The organism is Amycolatopsis sp. CA-161197 (genome assembly GCF_050942255.1).
Taxonomy (GTDB): domain Bacteria; phylum Actinomycetota; class Actinomycetes; order Mycobacteriales; family Pseudonocardiaceae; genus Amycolatopsis.
This window is the reverse complement of sequence record NZ_CP192059.1, coordinates 2,979,661-2,997,458: the sequence shown is the minus strand read 5'-3', so window position 1 is coordinate 2,997,458 and position 17,798 is coordinate 2,979,661. Positions and strand designations below refer to the sequence as shown.

Genomic DNA, 17,798 nt, shown 5'->3' with positions numbered 1-17,798 from the left:
CGGAGGTGTCGGTCCTCGGCGTCGGCGCGATCAGGGCCGGCCTTTGCTGCCGGAGACGTCTTGCTGCCCCCAAGGGTGCAGAGCGCTCCACGTGCCACCGGCCACTTCGAAGACCAAGCTCGAGCCTTCGAAGACCTCCTCGGCGTTCTCCGGGTGCAGGTTTCCGAAGCGTTCGGCGCACAAGTCGACCTGCAATAGCCCATCGAAGCGGGTGAACTGCGGGGGATCGTAGAGGACCCACGTGGTGGTGACGCTCTCGTCGATGCGGAACCGTCGCACGCCGAGCAGGTCCAGGGATACGGGTTCCCAGCGGAGATCTTCGCTCATCACCATGGCGTCGATCACGAGCCTCGCGGCGCGTGGAGGTGTCGCATACCGCCCGAATTCCTGATCAAGGACCACACGGCGGAGGACGGAGTCGTGAAACGCGTAACGGTCCAGCAACGCCGCGACCCCATCCTCGGTCAACGGGCGCGGTCCAAGCCTTCGCCCCGGCACCGACGCCGGCGGTATGTAGTCCACTGTGCTCCTTCGTCACCCGACGAACCGCCGTGCCGAGGGCATACGCCGGTATTGCGGCATCGACGGCGCAACCGCTGTGTGCCGTCACGACGAAACCCAACGCAATCACACCATTCGACGGGCAGCGGCGACCGCGCAGGGACACTGTCTCGCCGAGGAGGGGTAGCCCGGCCGTTCGGGGCGTGCCGGCCGGGCCGCCGTTTCGGCCACACCTGGTCGGGGCAGGCCGGCTGGTGAGCCGGACGAGGTGTGTCAGAGCAGGCGGAGCTGTTCGGCGGGTGGTGGGTTTCCACAACTCGGGGCAGGTGTGGACAACTCGGCTGAAGTCGGTCATACGCGGAGCGTTGACGAGGCTGCACGGCGCAGCCACGGGAGCGGGTGCAAGTCCGAACGCGGGCGGAACGGCGCACGAGGGCGGCGGGCCTGGGCGCGAGGGTGAGTGCGGAGAGCGGGCGCGGAGTTCAAGAGCGTGCCCGACCGCCGGAAGAGAAGGGCCGGTACCCCGGCCGCTCCGGGGGGCGTGCCGGCCTGGCCACCGTTTCGGCCGCACTTGGCCGGGGAAGGCCGGCCGGTGAATCGGGCCAGCCAGGTGGGTCAGAGCAGGCGGACCTATTCGGCGGGTGGTGGGTTTCCACAACTCGCGGCGGGCGCGGGCACCTCGGCTCGAGTCGGTCGTACGCGGAGCGTTGACGAGGCCGCAGGAGCAGCGACGGGTGCGGGCGCGAGTGAGGGCAGCGGGCAGGAGTTCGACCGCAGGCACGAGTGCGGGTCCGAGCGCAGGCACGAGTGGGGCAGCGAGCCTCGGCACGAGCGCGAGCACGGGAGCGGGCACAAGCGCGAGGGGGCGGCCACGAGTTCGACGCGGCGGGCACGAGTGCGGGTGCAAGCCTGGGCTCGGGCGCGATGACGGGACAAGACTGCGAGCGCGAGGGCCGAGGCGCGACTTCAACCGCAAGCCCCACCACCGAACGGAAGGGACGGTGACCCGGCCGTTCGGGGGGCCTGGCGGCCGGGTCACCGCTGCTGAGCGCGCCGGTCGGGGAAGGCCGGGTGGCGCGGTCAGAGCAGGCGGAGCTGTTCGGCGGGTGGTGGGGTTTCCGCGCGGGGCTCCGGGACTTCGGGTTCGGCGGCGGTGCGGGGGTTGTAGCCCGATTTGGGGGCCAGGCCGTGGCGGCGGAGCAGGGGGCCGACGCGTTCGCCGAGTTGTTGGCGGTAGGCGCGGTCGACGTAGCTGCCGCGGGAGTAGAGGCGTTTGTAGCGCGGCACCAGCGCGGGGTGGTGGCGGCCGAGCCACGAGGCGAACCACTCGCGGGCGCCGGGGCGGAGGTGGAGGGGGATGACAGTGACGCTGTCGGCGCCGGCGTCGGCGAGTTCGGTGAAGAGGGCGTCGAGGGCTTCGACCGAGTCCGTGAGGTAGGGCAGCACCGGGGCGACGAGCACGGAACACGGCAGGCCGGCCGCGCGGGCCTTGCGGACGAGGTCGAGGCGGGCCTGCGGGCTGGGGGTGCCGGGTTCGAGGCGGCGTTGCAGCTCGCGGTCGAGCAGGGCGATCGAGACGGCGAGGCTCACCGGCACGTCTTTGGCGACCGATTCCAGCAGCGGGAGGTCGCGGGTGAGGACCGTGCCCTTCGACAGGATCGACAGTGGCGTGCCCGAGTCGGCCAGGGCGCGGATGATGCCGGGCATCAGGCGATAGCGGCCCTCGGCGCGTTGGTACGGGTCGGTGTTGGTGCCCATGGCCACGTGCTCGCGTTGCCAGCTGGGCCGTTTCAGTTGTGCGGCAAGGACTTCCGGGGCGTTGACCTTCACCACGACCTGGGTGTCGAAGTCGTGGCCCGCGTCGAAGTCGAGGTAGGTGTGGGTGTTGCGGGCGAAACAGTTGTGGGACACCATGCCGTCGGCCACGAAGTCGCCGGTGCCGGTGGTGATGTCGAACAGCGGCAGCTCCAGGCCGAGCGACTCGACGGACGTGACGACCCGCCGCACGGACCCGATCGTCGTGCCGTCGAGAGAGCGCTTCCACGCGACCGCCGGATCGGTCACGTGCAGGAACCGCAACACTTCCCCGGCGCCGCCGGTCAGCCGCGCCTGGCGCCGGCCGGCGTACTCGCGGTGGCCGACGGTCTCGTACTCGAACGAAAACCGGTCCAGCGCGGCGAACATCGCCTCGACCACGTCGGTCTCGTCGTGCGCGATCGACAGCACCCCGCGCCGGTACGCGCCCGCCAGGTCGAACAGCCCGGCGAGGAACCCGCGCGCCCAGTGCGCGTCGGGCTTCGGTGGCAGGCTCATGAACCCCACGGACGCACCGAAATCGGGCAGGTACCGCAACGCCCGCGCCGCCGCGTCCTTCTCCGCCGCGAAGCCGCCGGAACGCAACATGCCGCACAGGTAGCCCGCGCGGTAGCCGAGCGTGTCGTCGGGCGTGCGCACGAACTTGCCGCCGCCGACGAGTTCCGTGCCCTCGACCAGGTGCGGCCGCTGTGCCGCGCCGAGCTTGCTGCCGGTGACGTACTTCCAGCCACGCGCGCTGAGGAACCGGTGGTCGGGCCCGGTGACGAGGGCGGTGCCGTCGTCGAGTGTCACGCGGTACGCCTCGCGCACCGTCGTCCAGTGCGCCAGCACCTCCGTGGGCACCAGCCGCCGCGCGACGCCGTGGCCGCGGGTGCCGAGGATCCGCTCCCCCACCTGCAGGTCGGCGATCGGCTTCACGCGCCCGTCGGCCATCAGCACGGGTGTGCCGCCTTCGAGGCAATACGTGCACGCGTGGGAACACCCGCGGTACGGGTTCACGGTCCACCGGAACGGCACCTGCGACCCGTCGGGCACCCGGTTCAGCACCGACTTGGCGTGCACCTCGTGAAAGGTGACGCCGTCGAACTCCGGTGACCGCACGGACCGCAGCAACCCGTCCAGACCAGGCAGGATCGGCTCGCCCTCCCCCGCTCGTTGTCGTTCCCATCGCACCCGTCCAGTCGAACACATGTTCTATCGAGTGTCAAACAGGTGTTCGGACGGTCACTCCGATGACGCGGCCGACCGATGTGGCCAGGCGAATCGGCCCCGGCAGCACAGCGCCGCCGGAGTGAGCCCCGGCGGCGCGTGTCCAGCGAAGAGCCTCAGATCGGGAACCGGTCCAGAGCCCGGATCTTGTTCGTCGCGTCCAGGGCCGCGACCTTGTACGCCTCCGAGAGGGTCGGGTAGTTGAACACCGCGTCCACCAGGTAGTCGACGGTGCCGCCGCAGCCCATGACGGCCTGGCCGATGTGGACGAGGTCCGTGGCGCCCGTGCCGAAGACGTGGACGCCCAGCAGTTTGCGGTCCACTGTGGACACCAAGAGCTTCAGCATGCCGTAGCTGTCGCCCGTGATCTGGCCGCGCGCGAGCTCGCGGTAGCGGGAGATGCCGACTTCGTACGGCACCGAGGAGGACGTCAGCTGGGCCTCGGTGGCGCCGACGTAGGAGATCTCCGGGATCGTGTAGATGCCGATGGGCTGCAGGGCGCCGAGGCCGTTCGCGGGTTCGCCGAACGCGTGGTACGCGGCGAGCCGGCCCTGGTCCATCGAGGTGGCGGCGAGCGCGGGGAAGCCGATGACGTCGCCGACGGCGTAGATGTGCTCCACCTCGGTGCGGTAGTGCTCGTCGACCGCCAGGCGGCCACGTTCGTCGGCCAGGAGGCCGGCGTTCTCCAGGGCGAGCTCGTGGGTCATGCCCTGGCGGCCGGCGGAGTACATGACGCCGTCGGCCGGGATGCGCTTGCCGCTGACGAGCGTGGTCACGGTGGTCTCGTCGGAGACCGCGACGTTCGCCACCTTCTCCCCGAACCGGAACGTGACCCCGAGGTCGCGCAGCTGGAACTTCAGCGACTCCACGATCTCCGGGTCGCAGAAGTCGAGCATCTGGTCGCGCTGCTCCACCACCGTCACGCGCGAGCCGAGCGCGGCGAACATCGACGCGTACTCGATCCCGATCACCCCGGCCCCCACCACGACGAGCGACGACTGGATCGCCTCCAGCCGCAGGATCTCGTCCGAGTCGAGCACCCGCGCGGCGTCGAAGTCCACGTGCGCCGGGCGCGCCGGCCGCGTGCCGGTGGCGATCACGATGTGGTCGCCCGACACCGTGCGCCGGTCACCGACGTGCCGCCCCTCGACCAGCACCGTGTGCGGATCGGCGAACGACCCCGTGCCCGGCACGAGGTCGATGTGGTTGCGCAGCAACTGGGCCCGGACCACCTGGACCTCGCGCCCCACCACGTGCTGGGTGCGCGCCATGAGGTCGGCGATGGTGATGTCCTGCTTCACGCGGTAGCTGGCGCCGTAGAGCTCGCGCTGGTTCATCCCCGTCAGGTAGAGGACCGCCTCGCGCAGCGTCTTGGACGGGATCGTGCCCGTGTTGACGCACACCCCGCCCACCATGTCGTGGCGATCGACGACCGCCACCTTCTTCCCCAGCTTCGCGGCCGCGATGGCGGCCTTCTGCCCACCCGGGCCCGAGCCGATGACGATCAGGTCGTAGTCACGTTCGCTCACGGTGTGAGCCTGCGCACTCACCCCCCGCGCCGCAAGCCCTGGCCCGCGCCCGCCACGCCACCTTAACGCCGTCTTCGCCTGCGGCGCCGGAGCCGAGCGCCGGAAACAGCGGTGCCCCAGCATCGTCGGGAAGCTGGGGCACCACTGCCGGTGACATCTAGCGGACGGACTTCAGGAACCCGCGCCAACCGGCGGGCGAGAGCGCGAAGTGGCCCCCTTCGGGATCCTTGGAGTCCCGGACAGCCACCTCATCCAGCGGACCCGCCGCAGGGAACCCGACCTCCACGCATTCCTGCTGCGGGTTCCCCGAGAACGACGACTTCCGCCAGTGGAAGTCACTTGTCATCTCTTTTCTCCACCTCCTCGATCAACTCGCCGATCAGCCTGAGCGAATCGTCAGGACTCATCGCCTCACGGCGGAGCTGTTCCGCCGCTTCCTTGTACCCGCGGATGTACTGCTCCGCAGTCAATGTGGAACTACTCGCGTACTGCTCCAGGTAAACCACATCGGCGCCCGGTTCGGCACCCTCGATCAACACGAACCCGCCGTCGCGAAGCGGCGTGTACAGCGCGGCCATCGGAACGATCTGGATCGTGATCTGGGGCAACTGCGCGACTTCGACCAGGAACCGCAGCTGCTCGGTCCACGCCGCGTCGTCGCTCTCGGGGTAGCGCAGCGCATACTCGCCGATGACGAAGGTGGCTTCGACCTTCGAGGCGAGCACCTTCTCCCGCCGGCCCATGCGAAAGTCCGCGCCGGACTTGATGTCCTCCTCGGCAGCACCCGTTGCGCGCATCAAAGTTTCCGCGTAGGTGCGAGCTTGAAGCAAGCCCGGAATCCGCTGCGCCTGGGCGGTGAAGATCTGGGATGCCGCCGCTTCGTACTCGCTCAGGACGGCGAGCTGCCGGTTGACCCCGGTGACCCAGTTGGGGTCGGCGGCTTCCAGCCGAATCTGCAGCAGCGCCTCGAGAGCCTCGCCTTCGATGCCGAGGTGCACGCAGATCGCGCCGGTCTCGGCTTCCGACGGGATGAGCAAACCCTGGAAGTAGCGCGACACGTGAGAGCCGTTGCGCCGGATCAGAGTTCCGAGCTGCCGGGTCGAATACCCCTTCGCCTGAGCGGCATTGCGCAGGATCGAACCGAACTCCCGCGATCGCGGCGTGGGCATGTTGCTGGCCATGCAGCAGATCTTAGCGGCTGAGAGTAGTCGGTTATTCACCCGATTGCGGCCCGCGCGGGGGTTGCGCAACCGATGCATGCATCGCATCCTTGCTTTGCTGCATGCAGCGGGTGCGGGCAGCTGATCAGCCGGGGAGGGCTTCATGTACGTGTGGCAACAAGCATCGGGACGGCGGCACGCCAGGCAGGCCGTGCATCGCGGGGTGCTGGATCTCGGCGCGACGTTCACGACTCTGTGCGGCTACCGGCTGGAGGTCGGCGAGGCGGACGTGCACACGCCGGACAAGCCGTGGCTCGATCCGACGTGCGGCGGGTGCGACTACAAGATCCGCAAGGCGCTCGGCATCCCGCCGGCCCCGCGCGGCGACGCGGACCCGCTGGTGCTGGAGGACTACGAGGACCGTCAGCGGCCGAAGGTGAAGTGCTGAGCCATGACCGTTCGCGCCCAGACCCCTGCCGCCACGTCGGGTGGCGGCAGGGCCTCCACGTCCCGGGACACTGGCACGCGTCCGGGGCTGCCGGCCGGTGACCGTCGCGCGCTGCAGGAGCTGGTCGACGCGGCCGACGCGGTGACGTGGGGGCTGTCGCTGAAGATGTCCGGGATCGTGTGGCGGCTCAGGGAAACCACGGTGCCGACGGTCCTGGAGCTCGAACTCGTGCTGGAGCGAGCGGCGCGGCTGCACGACGCGCTCGAGAGGTGCCGGGCGTTCGTCGTCGAGCGGGCCGGCGAACGCCCCTGAACGCTGCGGCTCAATACCGGTCGAGGTCGCGTTCGCAGCGCAGCCGCAGCGTCGTACTCCCCTGCGCGGCCGCCAGCTCCACCGCCGACTTCAGGCGGATCCGGCCTTGTTCGCGCCCGTCGTAGGCGGAGCGCAGGCGCAACACCTCGGGGAGCCACCAGAGGTCGTCGCGGGCCTGGCCGACGACGAGGGCGGCGTCGAGGGCGGCCCGGGCCGGGCCGGGCCGGTCGTGGCGGGCCAGCAGGTCGGCCTGCAGCGCGAGCCAGTAGGGCATGCGGGCGAGCGAGCCCTCGGCCTTGAGGTTGGCGACGCCGCGGCGGATGTCGGCGAGGCCGTCGGCGTCGCCGCGGACCCAGCCGCCGAGGACGAGGCCCCACTCGCGGTAGTAGGCGAAGCCGTAACGGCCGCAGAGCTCGCGCAGCTCGGCCGAGACCTGCTTCACGTCGCCGAGGTCGCCGCGCATCTGGTGGGTGATGCCGGCGTACGCGAGGGCCACGGCGAGGCTGTACGGGTGCGTCTTCGTGCGCGCCAGGCTGACGGCTTCACGGCAGCTGCGGAGCGCTTCGTCCTCGTGCCCCAGCAGCCAGTGCGCGTGCGCGGCCCAGGCCGGGCTGTGCACCTCGGGGCGCGTGCCGATGGGCAGCGACGGCGCGCCGCGCGTGAGGCGGGCGGCGAGGTCGAAGTGGCGCAGCGCCTCCCCGGGCCGGCCGAGGCTCACCGACGAGCCGGCGAACGCGAAGTGCGCGGAGCCGTTGAGCTCGTCTTTGGTGCGGTCGTCGTCGACGAGTTCGAGCGCGCGTTTCGCCGCTTCGTGCGCGCGGGCGGTGCGGCCTTGCACGAACCTCGACGTCCACAGCCCCACCAAGGCGACGAGCGTGGAATCCTGCTGCCCCAGGCGTTCCGCGAGCACGATCGAGCGTTCGAGGGCGCGTTGGAGGTCGGGGGACGCGTAGCCGAGCCGGGCGTTGAGGGGTCCGGAAAGGGCTTCGAGCACCTCCAGCTCACGGCGGTCGGTCTCCGGCCCGGCGGGGGCGCCGGCGAGCAACGACAGGGCTTCGCGCAGCAGCCGGATCGCCTCGCCGTGGGCGAAGGTGCCGGACGCGAGCTCGGCGGCCCGGCGGTAGAACTCCACGGCCCGGTCCGGCCGGCCGCCGCGGGCGTACTGCTCGGCCAGCTGCGCGGAGACGGAACCGGTGTCGCCGGGGTGCAGCAGTTCGAGGCTCTGGGCCAGCCGGCGGTGCAGCAGCCACCGCCGCGCGCGGGTCACCTGGCGGTAGGCGGCGTCGCGGAGCAGGTCGTGGGAGAAGTCGTAGCCGTCGCGGAACTCGCGCAGGATCCGCAGCCGCCACAGCTCGTCGACGGCGCGCACCACGGCTTCGGCGTCGAGGTCGCTGGCCTCGGTGAGCAGGTCGAGCGAGAAATCCCGGCCAACGGCGGCCGCCAGACCCGCGATCTCGCGGGCGTCGGGAGTCGGTTGCCGCAGGCGTTCGGTGAGCACGGCGTCGAGGTCTCCGGGCGGGCCGCCGGAGCGCAGCGCCTCCACCACCGACAGCGGGAAGCCGCCGGTCGCGGCGTGCAGGAGGGTGAGCTCGTCGCCCGAAGGCAGGAGACCGGAGACGGACTCGGCCAGCCGCGCGGTGTCGTCGAGGTCCAGTGGGCTGAGATCCACTTCGGACAGCCGGCCGGTGGCGCGCAGGCGTTCCGTCCAGCCGGCGAGGGTGCCGTCGCCGGGATCCGACCGCTGAGTGGCGGCGAGCAGCAGCGGTGCGCGGGGTTCGAGGCCGAGGCAGAAGAGCAGGAACGCCAGGGTTTCCTGATCGCACCACTGCGCGTTGTCGAGCACGAGCAACGTCGGCCGGCCGGCGCCGGTGAGGGCGCGGGCGAGCCCTTCGAAGAAGCGGTGCCGCTGCCACGCGTCGGCCACCGCGCGCACCACGGGCGCCGGTCCGCCTTCCTTGCCGCTGTCCTTGCCGGCCGGCACGAGCCGGTCCACTTCGGCGCGCCAGACGGGCGCGAGTGTCGCCAACGACGGCTGCAGCACGGGGTTGCGCAGCCAGTCCGCCACCGGCGCCAGCGCGAGCCGGCCCGACGTCCCGAAGCACTGCGTCCCCGCCACCACCGCACCCTGGCTGCGCGCGAGCCGGGCCAGCTCGACCACCAGCCGGGTCTTGCCGACACCGGCGTCGCCCCGCACGAGCGCCACCGACGGCTGGCCGCGCGCGGCTTGCTGCCACCGTTCCCGCAGCCGCGTGAACTCGCGGGTGCGGCCGACGAGCCGGGATTCGCGGCTGGGCACGGCGTCGGCCAGCAGCCGCCGCAACGCCGCTTGCGTGGCGCGGTCGGGCGCCACGCCCAGCTCGCGTTCGAGCACCGCCGCGCACTGGTGGTAGGTGCTCACGGCCCCAGCGCGGTCGCCGAGGTCGGCCTGCAGCTCCATGAGCGTGCGGTAGCCCAGCTCTTCCAGCGGCCGCAGGCGGATCCGGCGGCGGGCGGTTTCCGCAGCGCCCGCGAGGTCGCCCAGGCGGCACTGGGCGTCGCCGAGCAGGTCGCACAGGGCCACACATTGCTGTTCGAGCTCGTTGCGGGGTTCGAAGAGCCATTCGTCGGCCAGGCCGGGCATCAGCTCGCCGCGGTACTCGGCCAGCGCGGCGCCGGCGTGGGCGCGGACTTCCTCGTCTTCGCCGGCGGCCAGTGCCGCGCGGCGTTCGGCGTCGAACACGCGCACGTCGACGCGGCAACGGGGAGTGTCCTGCCAGGACAGATCGGTCGCGGTCGCGAGCAGCGCCGAGTCCTCGCCCAGGACCTGGCGCAGGTGGTGCAGCTCGCGGCGCAGGTTCGTGCGGGCCTGCGCGTCGGAGGAATCGGGCCAGAACAGCGACGCGATCCGCTGCCTCGGCTGCGGCAGCCCCGCGTGCGTCACGAGGTAGCCGACGAGCGCGATCGCCCGCGGCGACCGGGTCACCGCCGGCCCGGTCGCACCGTGGGTGACCGACTGCTCGCCCAGCAGCGACACGTAGAGCATCCCGGGGTGCCTCCTGTCCAGGCACGGTAGTCGGGCGGTGGGCGCACAGGACGGCTCCGCCGCCGGGCCGGCTCGCGGGCGCGCGATGAGCGCCGTGGAGAAGTTCTTGCACTAGGCCAAAAAGATCGCCGGGAACGCCTGCGTTCCCGGCAAAAAACTCGTCACCGAACGGACCCCTCGGCGCACCCGAACGCTGCGCGAACGCCCCGTCCCTAGCTTCGGTGGGGCAGGCAGCCCGACCGGGAGGCCGTTCCACATCAGGGAGAAATCGCATGACCACCATCACCGCACCGTTCCCCGAGCTGGCACTGGCGCTGAGGGGCGAGCTCGTGACGCGCGGCGACGACGGCTACGACCAGGCGCGCGCCGTGTACAACGGGATGATCGACAAGCACCCGGCCGCCATCGCCCGGTGTGCGGACACCGCGGACGTCGTCACGTGTGTGAATTTCGCGCGGGAGAACCGGATCGACCTCGCCGTGCGCGGCGGCGGGCACAACGCCGGCGGGCTGGGCATCGCCGACGACGCGTTGGTGGTCGACCTTTCGGCGATGCGCAGCACGACCGTGGACCCCGAGACGCACACCGTGCGCGTCGACGCCGGGTGCACCTGGGGCGACGTCGACCACGCGACCGTGGGCTTCGGCATGGCCACGCCGTCGGGGATCATCTCCTCCACCGGCGTCGGCGGGCTGACCCTCGGCGGCGGGATCGGCTACCTGGCCCGGCGCTTCGGGCTGACGGTCGACAACCTGCTCTCCGCGGACGTCGTCCTCGCCGACGGCAGTTTCGTGCACGCCAGTGAGAAGTCGAACCCGGACCTGTTCTGGGCCCTGCGCGGGGGCGGCGGCAACTTCGGCGTGGTCACGTCGTTCACCTTCCGCTGCCACGACATCGGGGACCACGGCACGATCATCGGCGGCCCGGTGCTCTACGCACTGGAGGACACCGAAGACGTGCTGCGCTGGTACCGCGAGCTGCTGCCTTCGCTGCCCGAAGAGCTCAGCGGCTGGTTCGGGCTGATCACCATCCCGCCGGCACCACCGTTCCCGGAGGAGCTGTGGAACCGCAAGGCGTGCGCCATCGTCTGGTGCTACACCGGTGACCACGCGAGGGCCGACGAGGTCTTCGAGCCGGTGCGCTCGTTCGGGTCACCGCTGGTGGTGGGTCTGCAGCCGATGCCGTTCACGGCGCTGCAGAGCGCGTTCGACGCGCTGTATCCGTCGGGTCTGCAGTGGTACTGGCGTGCCGACGTCACCACGGAGATCTCCGACGACGCGATCGCCATCCACCGCCGCTTCGGCGAGATGCTGCCGACGATGCACTCCAGCATGCACATGTACCCGATCGACGGTGCCGCTGCCCGGGTCGCCGCCGACGCCACGGCGTTCCCCTACCGCGACGGCGGCTGGTCCGGTGTGATCGTGGGCGTGGACCCCTCGCCCGACAACCGGGAGAAGATCACCCGCTGGACGAAGGACTACTGGACCGAGCTGCACCCGACCTCGGCCGGCGGCGCCTACGTCAACTTCATGATGGAGGAGGGTGACGACCGCGTGCGGGCCGCCTACCGCGACAACTACGCGCGGCTGGCGCAGGTCAAGAACCGGTACGACCCGCAGAACCTGTTCCACATCAACCAGAACATCCGGCCGTCCGGTTCGTGAGCGGCCCGGCCGGGTGGCTGCGGCGCAGCGGTCGGGGCCGCACCGCAGCACACCGCGGTCAGGAACGGAGGGAGCCACGACGGCGCTGGAAGTCGGTGACGGCGTCCAGCCCGGCGTGGAGTTCCTGACGCAGCAAGGCGAGCTGCTGGGTGGAGACGTCCTCCCCCAGCAGCTCGCTCGTCCGGCCCTTTTCCAGCTCCGCCAGCGCTTCCCACGGCGTCGGGGCGAGCTCGCCGACGACCGTGCCCGGGTCCGGGGGTGTCAGACCGTCGGCCACGCCCGCGCAGCCGGCCGCCACCAGGGCGGCCACGACGAGGTGCGGCTGGGCGTCGGCGCCGGCGAAACGGAACTCGAGCCGGGGCGACGCTGAGGTGCCGCAGAGCCGGACGGCGGCGGTGCGGTCGTCCGGGCCCCAGCGCAGCACGCGCGGGGAGAACGACGCCGTGCGCAGGCGGACGTAGCTGTTCCACGTCGGCGCCCACACGGCGGTGAGCGCCCGCGCGTCGCGCAGCACGCCCGCGAGGAAGGCGCCGAGGCCGAAGGGAAACCCCGCCGGACCGTCCGGAGTGGACAGTGACAGGTGGACGTGGCACGAGTTGCCCTGGCCGGTCTCCGGCGCGGCGAGGTAGTCGGCGCTCGCGCCGTGCCGGCTCGCGACGCGGCGGGTGAGCAGCTGGAGCAGCAGGGCGTCGTCGCACGCGGTGAGCGCGTCGCGGTGGCGCAGCACCACTTCGTACTGGCCGGGGTGGCATTCGGCGCGGGCGGACTCCACGCCCAGGGCCGAGGCGGCCGAGCGCAGGTCGGCCAGGAGCGGAGCCAGGCGTTCGGTGCCGCCCACCGCGTAGTCGACGCCGTGGCCGGTCAGCGGGGCGCCGGAGCCGTCGCGGAACACGACCTCGTGCTCGATCCCGATGGACGGCACCAGACCGAACTCCTCGAGCGCGGCCAGCTGCGTCCGCAGCACCGTGCGCGGCGCGAGGCCCGCCGGCTCACCCGAGGGCAGCTCGGCGTCGCACACCACGGCCCAGGTGCGCTCCCCCAGTGGCACGGCCGTCGCGGCGTCCGCACGCATGCGCAGGTCGCCGAAGCCGCCGAGGTAGGCGCTCAGGGAACCGGTGTCCGGCAACGGTTCCCGCTCCGGCGTCCAGGCGAAGACGTAGCTGCACACGCCGTAGCCGTCGTCGAGCACCGACGCGGCGAACGGCGCCTCCACCTCCACCGCGGCGAACCGCGCGTGCGGGTCGGGCACGAGCAGCACCAGGCGCGTGCCCTCCTCGGCGAGCACGTGCCGCAGCACGGCCGCCGCAGCGGAGCCCGCCTCCGCGCGCACGGTGAGCGAGCGCGCGCCGGCGGGCCGGTCGAACGGCGTCACCACGCGCCGTCCGGGTCGGGCGCGTGCAAGGGGTTCGGCACTCGGCCCCAGCGGACGTCGAACTCGTCGTCGCGCTCCAGCTTGTCGAAGCCCTGCCCGGCGAAGTGCTCGCGGTTGAGCGTGACGCGCTCCACGTCGGGCGCGAACAGCCGACACGCGTCGAAGCGCTCGGCGACGTCGGGGTTCTCGTCGCGGTAGCGGCCGACGACCTCGCGCACCAGGGCCCAGAAGTCGCCGCGGGCCAGGCCGAGGTCGTCGAGCAGCACCTCGGCCCAGAACCGCAGCTGGCCGGAGAACACGGAACTGAACAGCGACTGCGCGAGCAGGTGGGCGGGCCAGCGCAGCATGTCGGCGTCGGCCTCGGGCGGGAGGTCCGCGTAACAAGGCAGTTCCTCGTCCATCAGGTCCACGCCCTGCGCGAAGTCCTTGATGGCCACGCGCACGGGCTGGCTGTCGGCGTCGACGACGAGGATGAGGTTCTGGCCGTGGGGGCAGAACCCGACGCCGTAACGCAGCAGCCACTGCAGCAGCGGCGTGAGCAGCAGGTCGAACAGCCACGACAGCCACACCTCGGCGCCGTCGCCGGCCTGCGTGATGAGCCGCGTGAGCACGGCTTCGCCCGAAGCGTCGCGGTAAGGCAAGGCGGCGAAGGAGATCGCGCGTTCGCCCTCGGCCAGCGTCGCGACGAGCGGCTCGCGCCACAGCGCGCCGAGGGTTTCGTGGAAGCGGTAGGGCAGCTCTTCGAGCGCGCCGAACAACGGGTGACGCACGGACACGCTCGCCACCTCGCCCAGCAGCGCGAAGCGGTACTTCTCCGACAGCAGCGGGTCGGCCGCGTCGACGCGGCGCAGCCACTCGGTGACCGACGGCCCGGCCAGCGTCGCCGCGGAGTTCAGGCCGCGGTAGACCAGCGTGTTGCGCACGGAGACGGCGGTTTTAACGTCGTGGCGATCGGGGCGGCTGCGGTTGGCGAGCGTGCGCACCGTCTGGTGGGGCCGGTAGGCGTCGGCGCTCTCCCCCAGCTCGATCATCCGGCCGGTCGCGAGTTCGGCGGAGTACAGGGTGCCGAGGATCTCGTCGGCCTGCCACGGGTGCACGGGCACCCACACGTAGTCGGCCGGGTCGCCGACGACGGCGACGCGCGTGGTGAACTCCTCGCGCTGGGTGTCGTTCAGCTCCTGGTGGAGCAGGGTTTCGGCGTCGAGCTCCGCGACGGAACGGAACTGCGCCAGGTCGCGGTGGACGGCATACCAGCGCAGGCGGACGTCCTCGCCCGCCTCCGGCGCGTAGCGGGCGCGGTCCGGAGCCGAGAAGCCGACGCGGCCCTTGTTCAGCACGAGCCGCGGGTGGCCGGTGAGGTGGCCGTCGGCGAGGTTGTAGTCCATCGTGGACAGTTCGGCGGCGGTCGGGGCGCGGCGCAGGCGGGCGGCCTCGTTGGTGACGGTGGCGGTGAGCTCCGCCAGCACGTCGGCCAGGCGCATCCCGGTGAGGCCCAGCGTTTCCCGGGCGTCGACGACCAGGGTGCGCGGGTCGTCGGCCTGAGTCTCGGCTCCGTCGGCGAGCCGGACGGCGCTGCCCGGCAGGACGGTCCACGACTCGAACGCGCCGCGGCGGGCCTCGAAGCGGTACGAGACGCCGCCGGGGAGGTCGAGCAACCAGGTGCGGTGGCCGTCGCGGGTCGGTTCGCCGGGGTTCGGGCGCAGCATCGCCTCGTAGGACAGCTCGCCGAGCATCTTGTGCGTGACGAGCGAGCCCGCGGCCCGCCAGGCGGCGGCGTCGGTCAGGGTCACTGCTCCTCCGTGGGTTCTGATCCGGTGTTCAGGCCGAACGTGGTGAAGGCGGTGCGCTCGGGCAGCTCGTAGACCGGCTTGCCGCACACCGCGTTGAGGATCGCCGCGGCGCGCCAGGCGCCGAGGCCGAGGTCGGGTGCGCCGGGGCCGTGGGTGTGGCGCTCGGCGTTCTGCACGAACACCGAACCGGTGACGCCGTCGCCCAGCTCCAGCCGGTGGTCCGCGCCCACGACGAGCCGGCCGTGGCCGTCGCGGCGCACGGCCAGCTCCCGCAGCAAGGGCGCGGTCGGCGTTTCGGCGTAACCGGTCGCGGAGACCACGGCGTGCGTGCGGTGCGTGGCGGTGCTCCCCTGCTCGGCGTGCCGCAGACCCAGCTCGATCCCGCCGTCGCCGGCCGTGGCCGAGACGACCTCGACGCCGGGCGTGAGCGCCGCGCCGGGCCAGCCGCCGCCGATGCTGCGACGGTAGAGCTCGTCGTGGATCGCGGCGATGGTCTCCGCGTCGATCCCCTTGTACAGCTGCCACTGCGACGGCAGCAGCCGGTCGCGCACCGCCTCGGGCAGGCCGTGGAAGTAGGCCGTGTAGTCCGGGGTGAACTGCTCCAGGCCCAGCTTCGAGTACTCCATCGGCGCGAACGCGGGTGTGCGGGCGAGCCAGCGCAGACCGTCCACAGTGGAGCGTGAGCGCAGGAGGTCGAGGAACACCTCGGCCCCCGACTGCCCGGAACCGACCACGGTCACCGTCTCCGCGGCCAGCAGCTCGGCGCGGTGGGTGAGGTAGTCGGCCGAGTGCAGGGCGAGCACGCCCGGGGCCGCGACGAGGTCGCGTAGCGGTTCGGGCACGCTCGGCCGCGTGCCGACGCCGAGCACCACCGACGACGCCAGGACCGGTTCGGTGCCCGGCACGGTCAGCTCGAACGCCTCCTCCGCGGCCGCCCAGCGCAGGCCCGTGACCTCGTGGCCGAAGCGGCACGCCGGCAGGCGGGCGGCGGCCCAGCGGCCGTAGTCGTCGTACTCCGCGCGCGGCAGGTGGAAGCGCTCGGCGAAGTAGAACGGCAGCAGGCGGCCGCGTTCGCGCAGGTAGTTGAGGAACGAGTGCCGGCTCGTGGGGTCGACGAGCGACACCAGGTCGGCGAGGAACGGGACCTGAAGCGTCGCGCCGTCGATCAGGAGCCCGGGGTGCCAGCGGAACTCCGGGCGCGCGTCGAAGAGCACCACGTCGAGCTGGTCGAGCGGGTCGGCCAGCGCGGCGAGCGACAGGTTGAACGGCCCGATCCCCACGCCCGCGAGGTCGAAGCGCCTCACGAGGCGACCGGGCTCTGCGGTGCGGTCACGCTGCGCTCGGCTTCTGCTGTGGCGACGACCCGGTCGAGCAGCTCCACGTAGTCCGCGGCCGTGGTGTGCGGGTGCAGCAGGGTGAGCTTGAGCCACAGCTGCGGGGCGCCGTCGGGGCCGGTCGGCAGGGCGCCGCGGCCGATCACGGCGGTGCCGGCTTCCAGCAGCGTGCGGCGGACGCGGGCGATGAGGTCGTCGTCGGCGCCGCGCGGGCGGAAGACGACGGTGGACAGCTCCGGTTTGCCCCAGGACTGCAGGGCGGGGTGGCGTTCCACCAGCTCGTTGACCTCGGTCGCGGTGGAGCAGCAGCGTTCGACGAGGGCGCCGAGGCCTTCGGTGCCGAGCGCGCGGACGGTGACGGCCATGCGGAAGGCGTCGGGACGGCGGGAGGTCCGGATGGAGCGGCCGAGGAGGTCGGGGAGGCCGGCTTCGGTGTCGTCGTCGGCGTTGAGGTACTCGGCGCGGACGGTCAGCGCGGAGAGGTCGGCGGCGTTTCGCGCGGCGAAGAGGCCGGCGGCGACGGGTTGCCAGCCGAACTTGTGCATGTCGAGGGCGACGGAGTCGGCGAGTTCGAGGCCGGCGACGCGGGGGGCCAGGGTTTCGCTGCAGAGGAGCAGGCCGCCGTAGGCCGCGTCGACGTGGAGGCGGGCGCCGGAGAGGTGGCAGATGCGGGCGATCTCCTCGAGGGGATCGATTCGGCCGGTGTTGGTGGTGCCGGCGGTGGCGATGACCACTGCCTCTGCGCCCAGTGGCTTGAGGGCTTCGGCCAGGGCTTCGGGGATCATGCGGTCGTCTTGGCAGGGGACGACGACCGGGGCCGGGAGGCCGAGGAGCCAGGCCGCGCGGGAGACGCTGTGGTGGGAGTTGGAGCCGCAGACCGGGTGGACGGTTCCTGGCGTGGTTTCCCGGGCCAGGAGGAGGCCGAGGAGGTTGGATTCGGTGCCGCCGGAGGTGACCACGGCGTCGGCCGTGGGGGTGGCCGGGAAGCAGAGGTGGGCGATGCCGCTGAGGAACTCTGCTTCGAGTTCGCTGGCCATGGGGGCTTGGTCCCAGGAGTCCATGGAGGGGTTCATCGCCGCGGCCACCACGTCGGCGGCGACGGAGACGGCCAGCGGGGGGCAGTGGAGGTGGGCGGCGCAAGCCGGGTCTGCTGGGTCGGCTGTGCCTTCTGCGAGGAGGGTCGAGTAGTGGTGGAGGGCTTGTTCGGCGCCGATCCCGGTTTTGGGGAGGTGCTGGGTGCCGCCGGCCGCGGCGAGGGAGGCGGCTACGGAGGCGGGGCCGCCGGACGGGATGGGGCCGTTGCGTTCGGTGATGCCTGCGGCCATGCCCTGGAGGGCGACGGGGATGAGGTCGGTGAGGTGTGTTGCACCGTCGCGGCCGCCGGCCAGCCAGGTCGCTGAATCTCCACCCATGGAGCCGCCTTTCTTAGGGTAACCTTGCCTACCCTATGCAACTGTACGGATACCCACCGCTAGAGGACGGAGGGGGTCCTCTGTGTTCAGGATGGTGGGGTGGGTGGGGTTGTTGCGTCGGCCGTTCGGGGGGCTCGGCGCGCGGAGCGCACCATTGCGGCCGGGATGGTGGGGGTGGGCACCCCGATTTTTGATTGTCACGACGGTGGAGATCGGTTTGTCAAGGC

General features: G+C 71.9%; 13 protein-coding genes. 3 read left to right on the top strand and 10 right to left on the bottom strand.

Annotated features, from left to right (window positions below; genetic code table 11):
• Positions 1 to 30 precede the first annotated feature (30 nt).
• From ACQPXB_RS14375 to ACQPXB_RS14355, 5 genes are all read right to left on the bottom strand, one after another.
• A complete protein-coding gene (locus ACQPXB_RS14375; protein ID WP_432852144.1) occupies positions 31 to 522 on the bottom strand; it encodes a hypothetical protein in 492 nt (163 codons plus the stop codon).
• A 1,059-nt stretch (positions 523 to 1,581) separates the two neighbouring features.
• Complete coding sequence (locus tag ACQPXB_RS14370; protein WP_432852141.1) at positions 1,582 to 3,489, bottom strand: intein-containing Rv2578c family radical SAM protein; 1,908 nt, start codon at positions 3,487 to 3,489, stop codon at positions 1,582 to 1,584.
• A 152-nt stretch (positions 3,490 to 3,641) separates the two neighbouring features.
• Positions 3,642 to 5,054 (bottom strand): Si-specific NAD(P)(+) transhydrogenase, encoded by a 1,413-nt coding sequence (gene sthA, locus ACQPXB_RS14365; protein ID WP_432852138.1) that lies wholly within the window; start codon positions 5,052 to 5,054, stop codon positions 3,642 to 3,644.
• A 157-nt stretch (positions 5,055 to 5,211) separates the two neighbouring features.
• Positions 5,212 to 5,400, bottom strand: coding sequence for a DUF397 domain-containing protein (locus tag ACQPXB_RS14360; RefSeq protein ID WP_386956467.1), 189 nt, complete (start codon positions 5,398 to 5,400; stop codon positions 5,212 to 5,214).
• The gene (locus ACQPXB_RS14355; protein WP_432852135.1) at positions 5,390 to 6,235 is read right to left on the bottom strand and encodes a helix-turn-helix domain-containing protein; all 846 of its coding nucleotides are present in this window, start codon (positions 6,233 to 6,235) and stop codon (positions 5,390 to 5,392) included. Before ACQPXB_RS14355 ends, ACQPXB_RS14360 begins: the two co-directional genes overlap by 11 nt.
• Before the next feature lie 142 nt (positions 6,236 to 6,377).
• Here ACQPXB_RS14355 and ACQPXB_RS14350 point away from each other — a divergent pair, with 142 nt between their 5' ends.
• Entirely contained in the window at positions 6,378 to 6,662 is a 285-nt protein-coding gene (locus ACQPXB_RS14350) for a zinc finger protein (RefSeq protein ID WP_366583205.1), read from the top strand.
• 3 nt (positions 6,663 to 6,665) lie between these two features.
• Positions 6,666 to 6,974, top strand: coding sequence for a hypothetical protein (locus tag ACQPXB_RS14345; protein WP_366583204.1), 309 nt, complete (start codon positions 6,666 to 6,668; stop codon positions 6,972 to 6,974).
• Positions 6,975 to 6,984: 10 nt separating this feature from the next.
• Here the strand turns inward: ACQPXB_RS14345 and ACQPXB_RS14340 are convergent, their stop codons facing one another.
• Positions 6,985 to 9,996 (bottom strand): ATP-binding protein, encoded by a 3,012-nt coding sequence (locus ACQPXB_RS14340; protein WP_366583203.1) that lies wholly within the window; start codon positions 9,994 to 9,996, stop codon positions 6,985 to 6,987.
• 272 nt (positions 9,997 to 10,268) lie between these two features.
• Between ACQPXB_RS14340 and ACQPXB_RS14335 the strand changes: the two genes are divergently transcribed.
• Positions 10,269 to 11,663, top strand: coding sequence for an FAD-binding oxidoreductase (locus ACQPXB_RS14335; RefSeq protein ID WP_432852130.1), 1,395 nt, complete (start codon positions 10,269 to 10,271; stop codon positions 11,661 to 11,663).
• A 58-nt stretch (positions 11,664 to 11,721) separates the two neighbouring features.
• Here the strand turns inward: ACQPXB_RS14335 and ACQPXB_RS14330 are convergent, their stop codons facing one another.
• Genes ACQPXB_RS14330 through ACQPXB_RS14315 form a run of 4 tightly spaced genes read right to left on the bottom strand, consistent with a single transcriptional unit; the run spans position 11,722 to position 17,571 of the window.
• Positions 11,722 to 13,035: a glutamine synthetase gene (locus tag ACQPXB_RS14330; RefSeq protein WP_432856617.1), complete on the bottom strand. Its 1,314-nt coding sequence runs from the start codon at positions 13,033 to 13,035 to the stop codon at positions 11,722 to 11,724.
• Positions 13,032 to 14,825, bottom strand: coding sequence for an IucA/IucC family protein (locus ACQPXB_RS14325; protein WP_432852127.1), 1,794 nt, complete (start codon positions 14,823 to 14,825; stop codon positions 13,032 to 13,034). The genes ACQPXB_RS14330 and ACQPXB_RS14325 overlap by 4 nt, the downstream gene beginning before the upstream one ends.
• Positions 14,822 to 16,129 carry a lysine N(6)-hydroxylase/L-ornithine N(5)-oxygenase family protein gene (locus ACQPXB_RS14320; protein ID WP_432852124.1) on the bottom strand — a complete coding sequence of 436 codons (1,308 nt, stop codon included), beginning with the start codon at positions 16,127 to 16,129 and terminating at the stop codon, positions 14,822 to 14,824. The genes ACQPXB_RS14325 and ACQPXB_RS14320 overlap by 4 nt, the downstream gene beginning before the upstream one ends.
• The gene (locus ACQPXB_RS14315; protein WP_432852122.1) at positions 16,126 to 17,571 is read right to left on the bottom strand and encodes a pyridoxal phosphate-dependent decarboxylase family protein; all 1,446 of its coding nucleotides are present in this window, start codon (positions 17,569 to 17,571) and stop codon (positions 16,126 to 16,128) included. The genes ACQPXB_RS14320 and ACQPXB_RS14315 overlap by 4 nt, the downstream gene beginning before the upstream one ends.
• Positions 17,572 to 17,798: the final 227 nt, after the last annotated feature.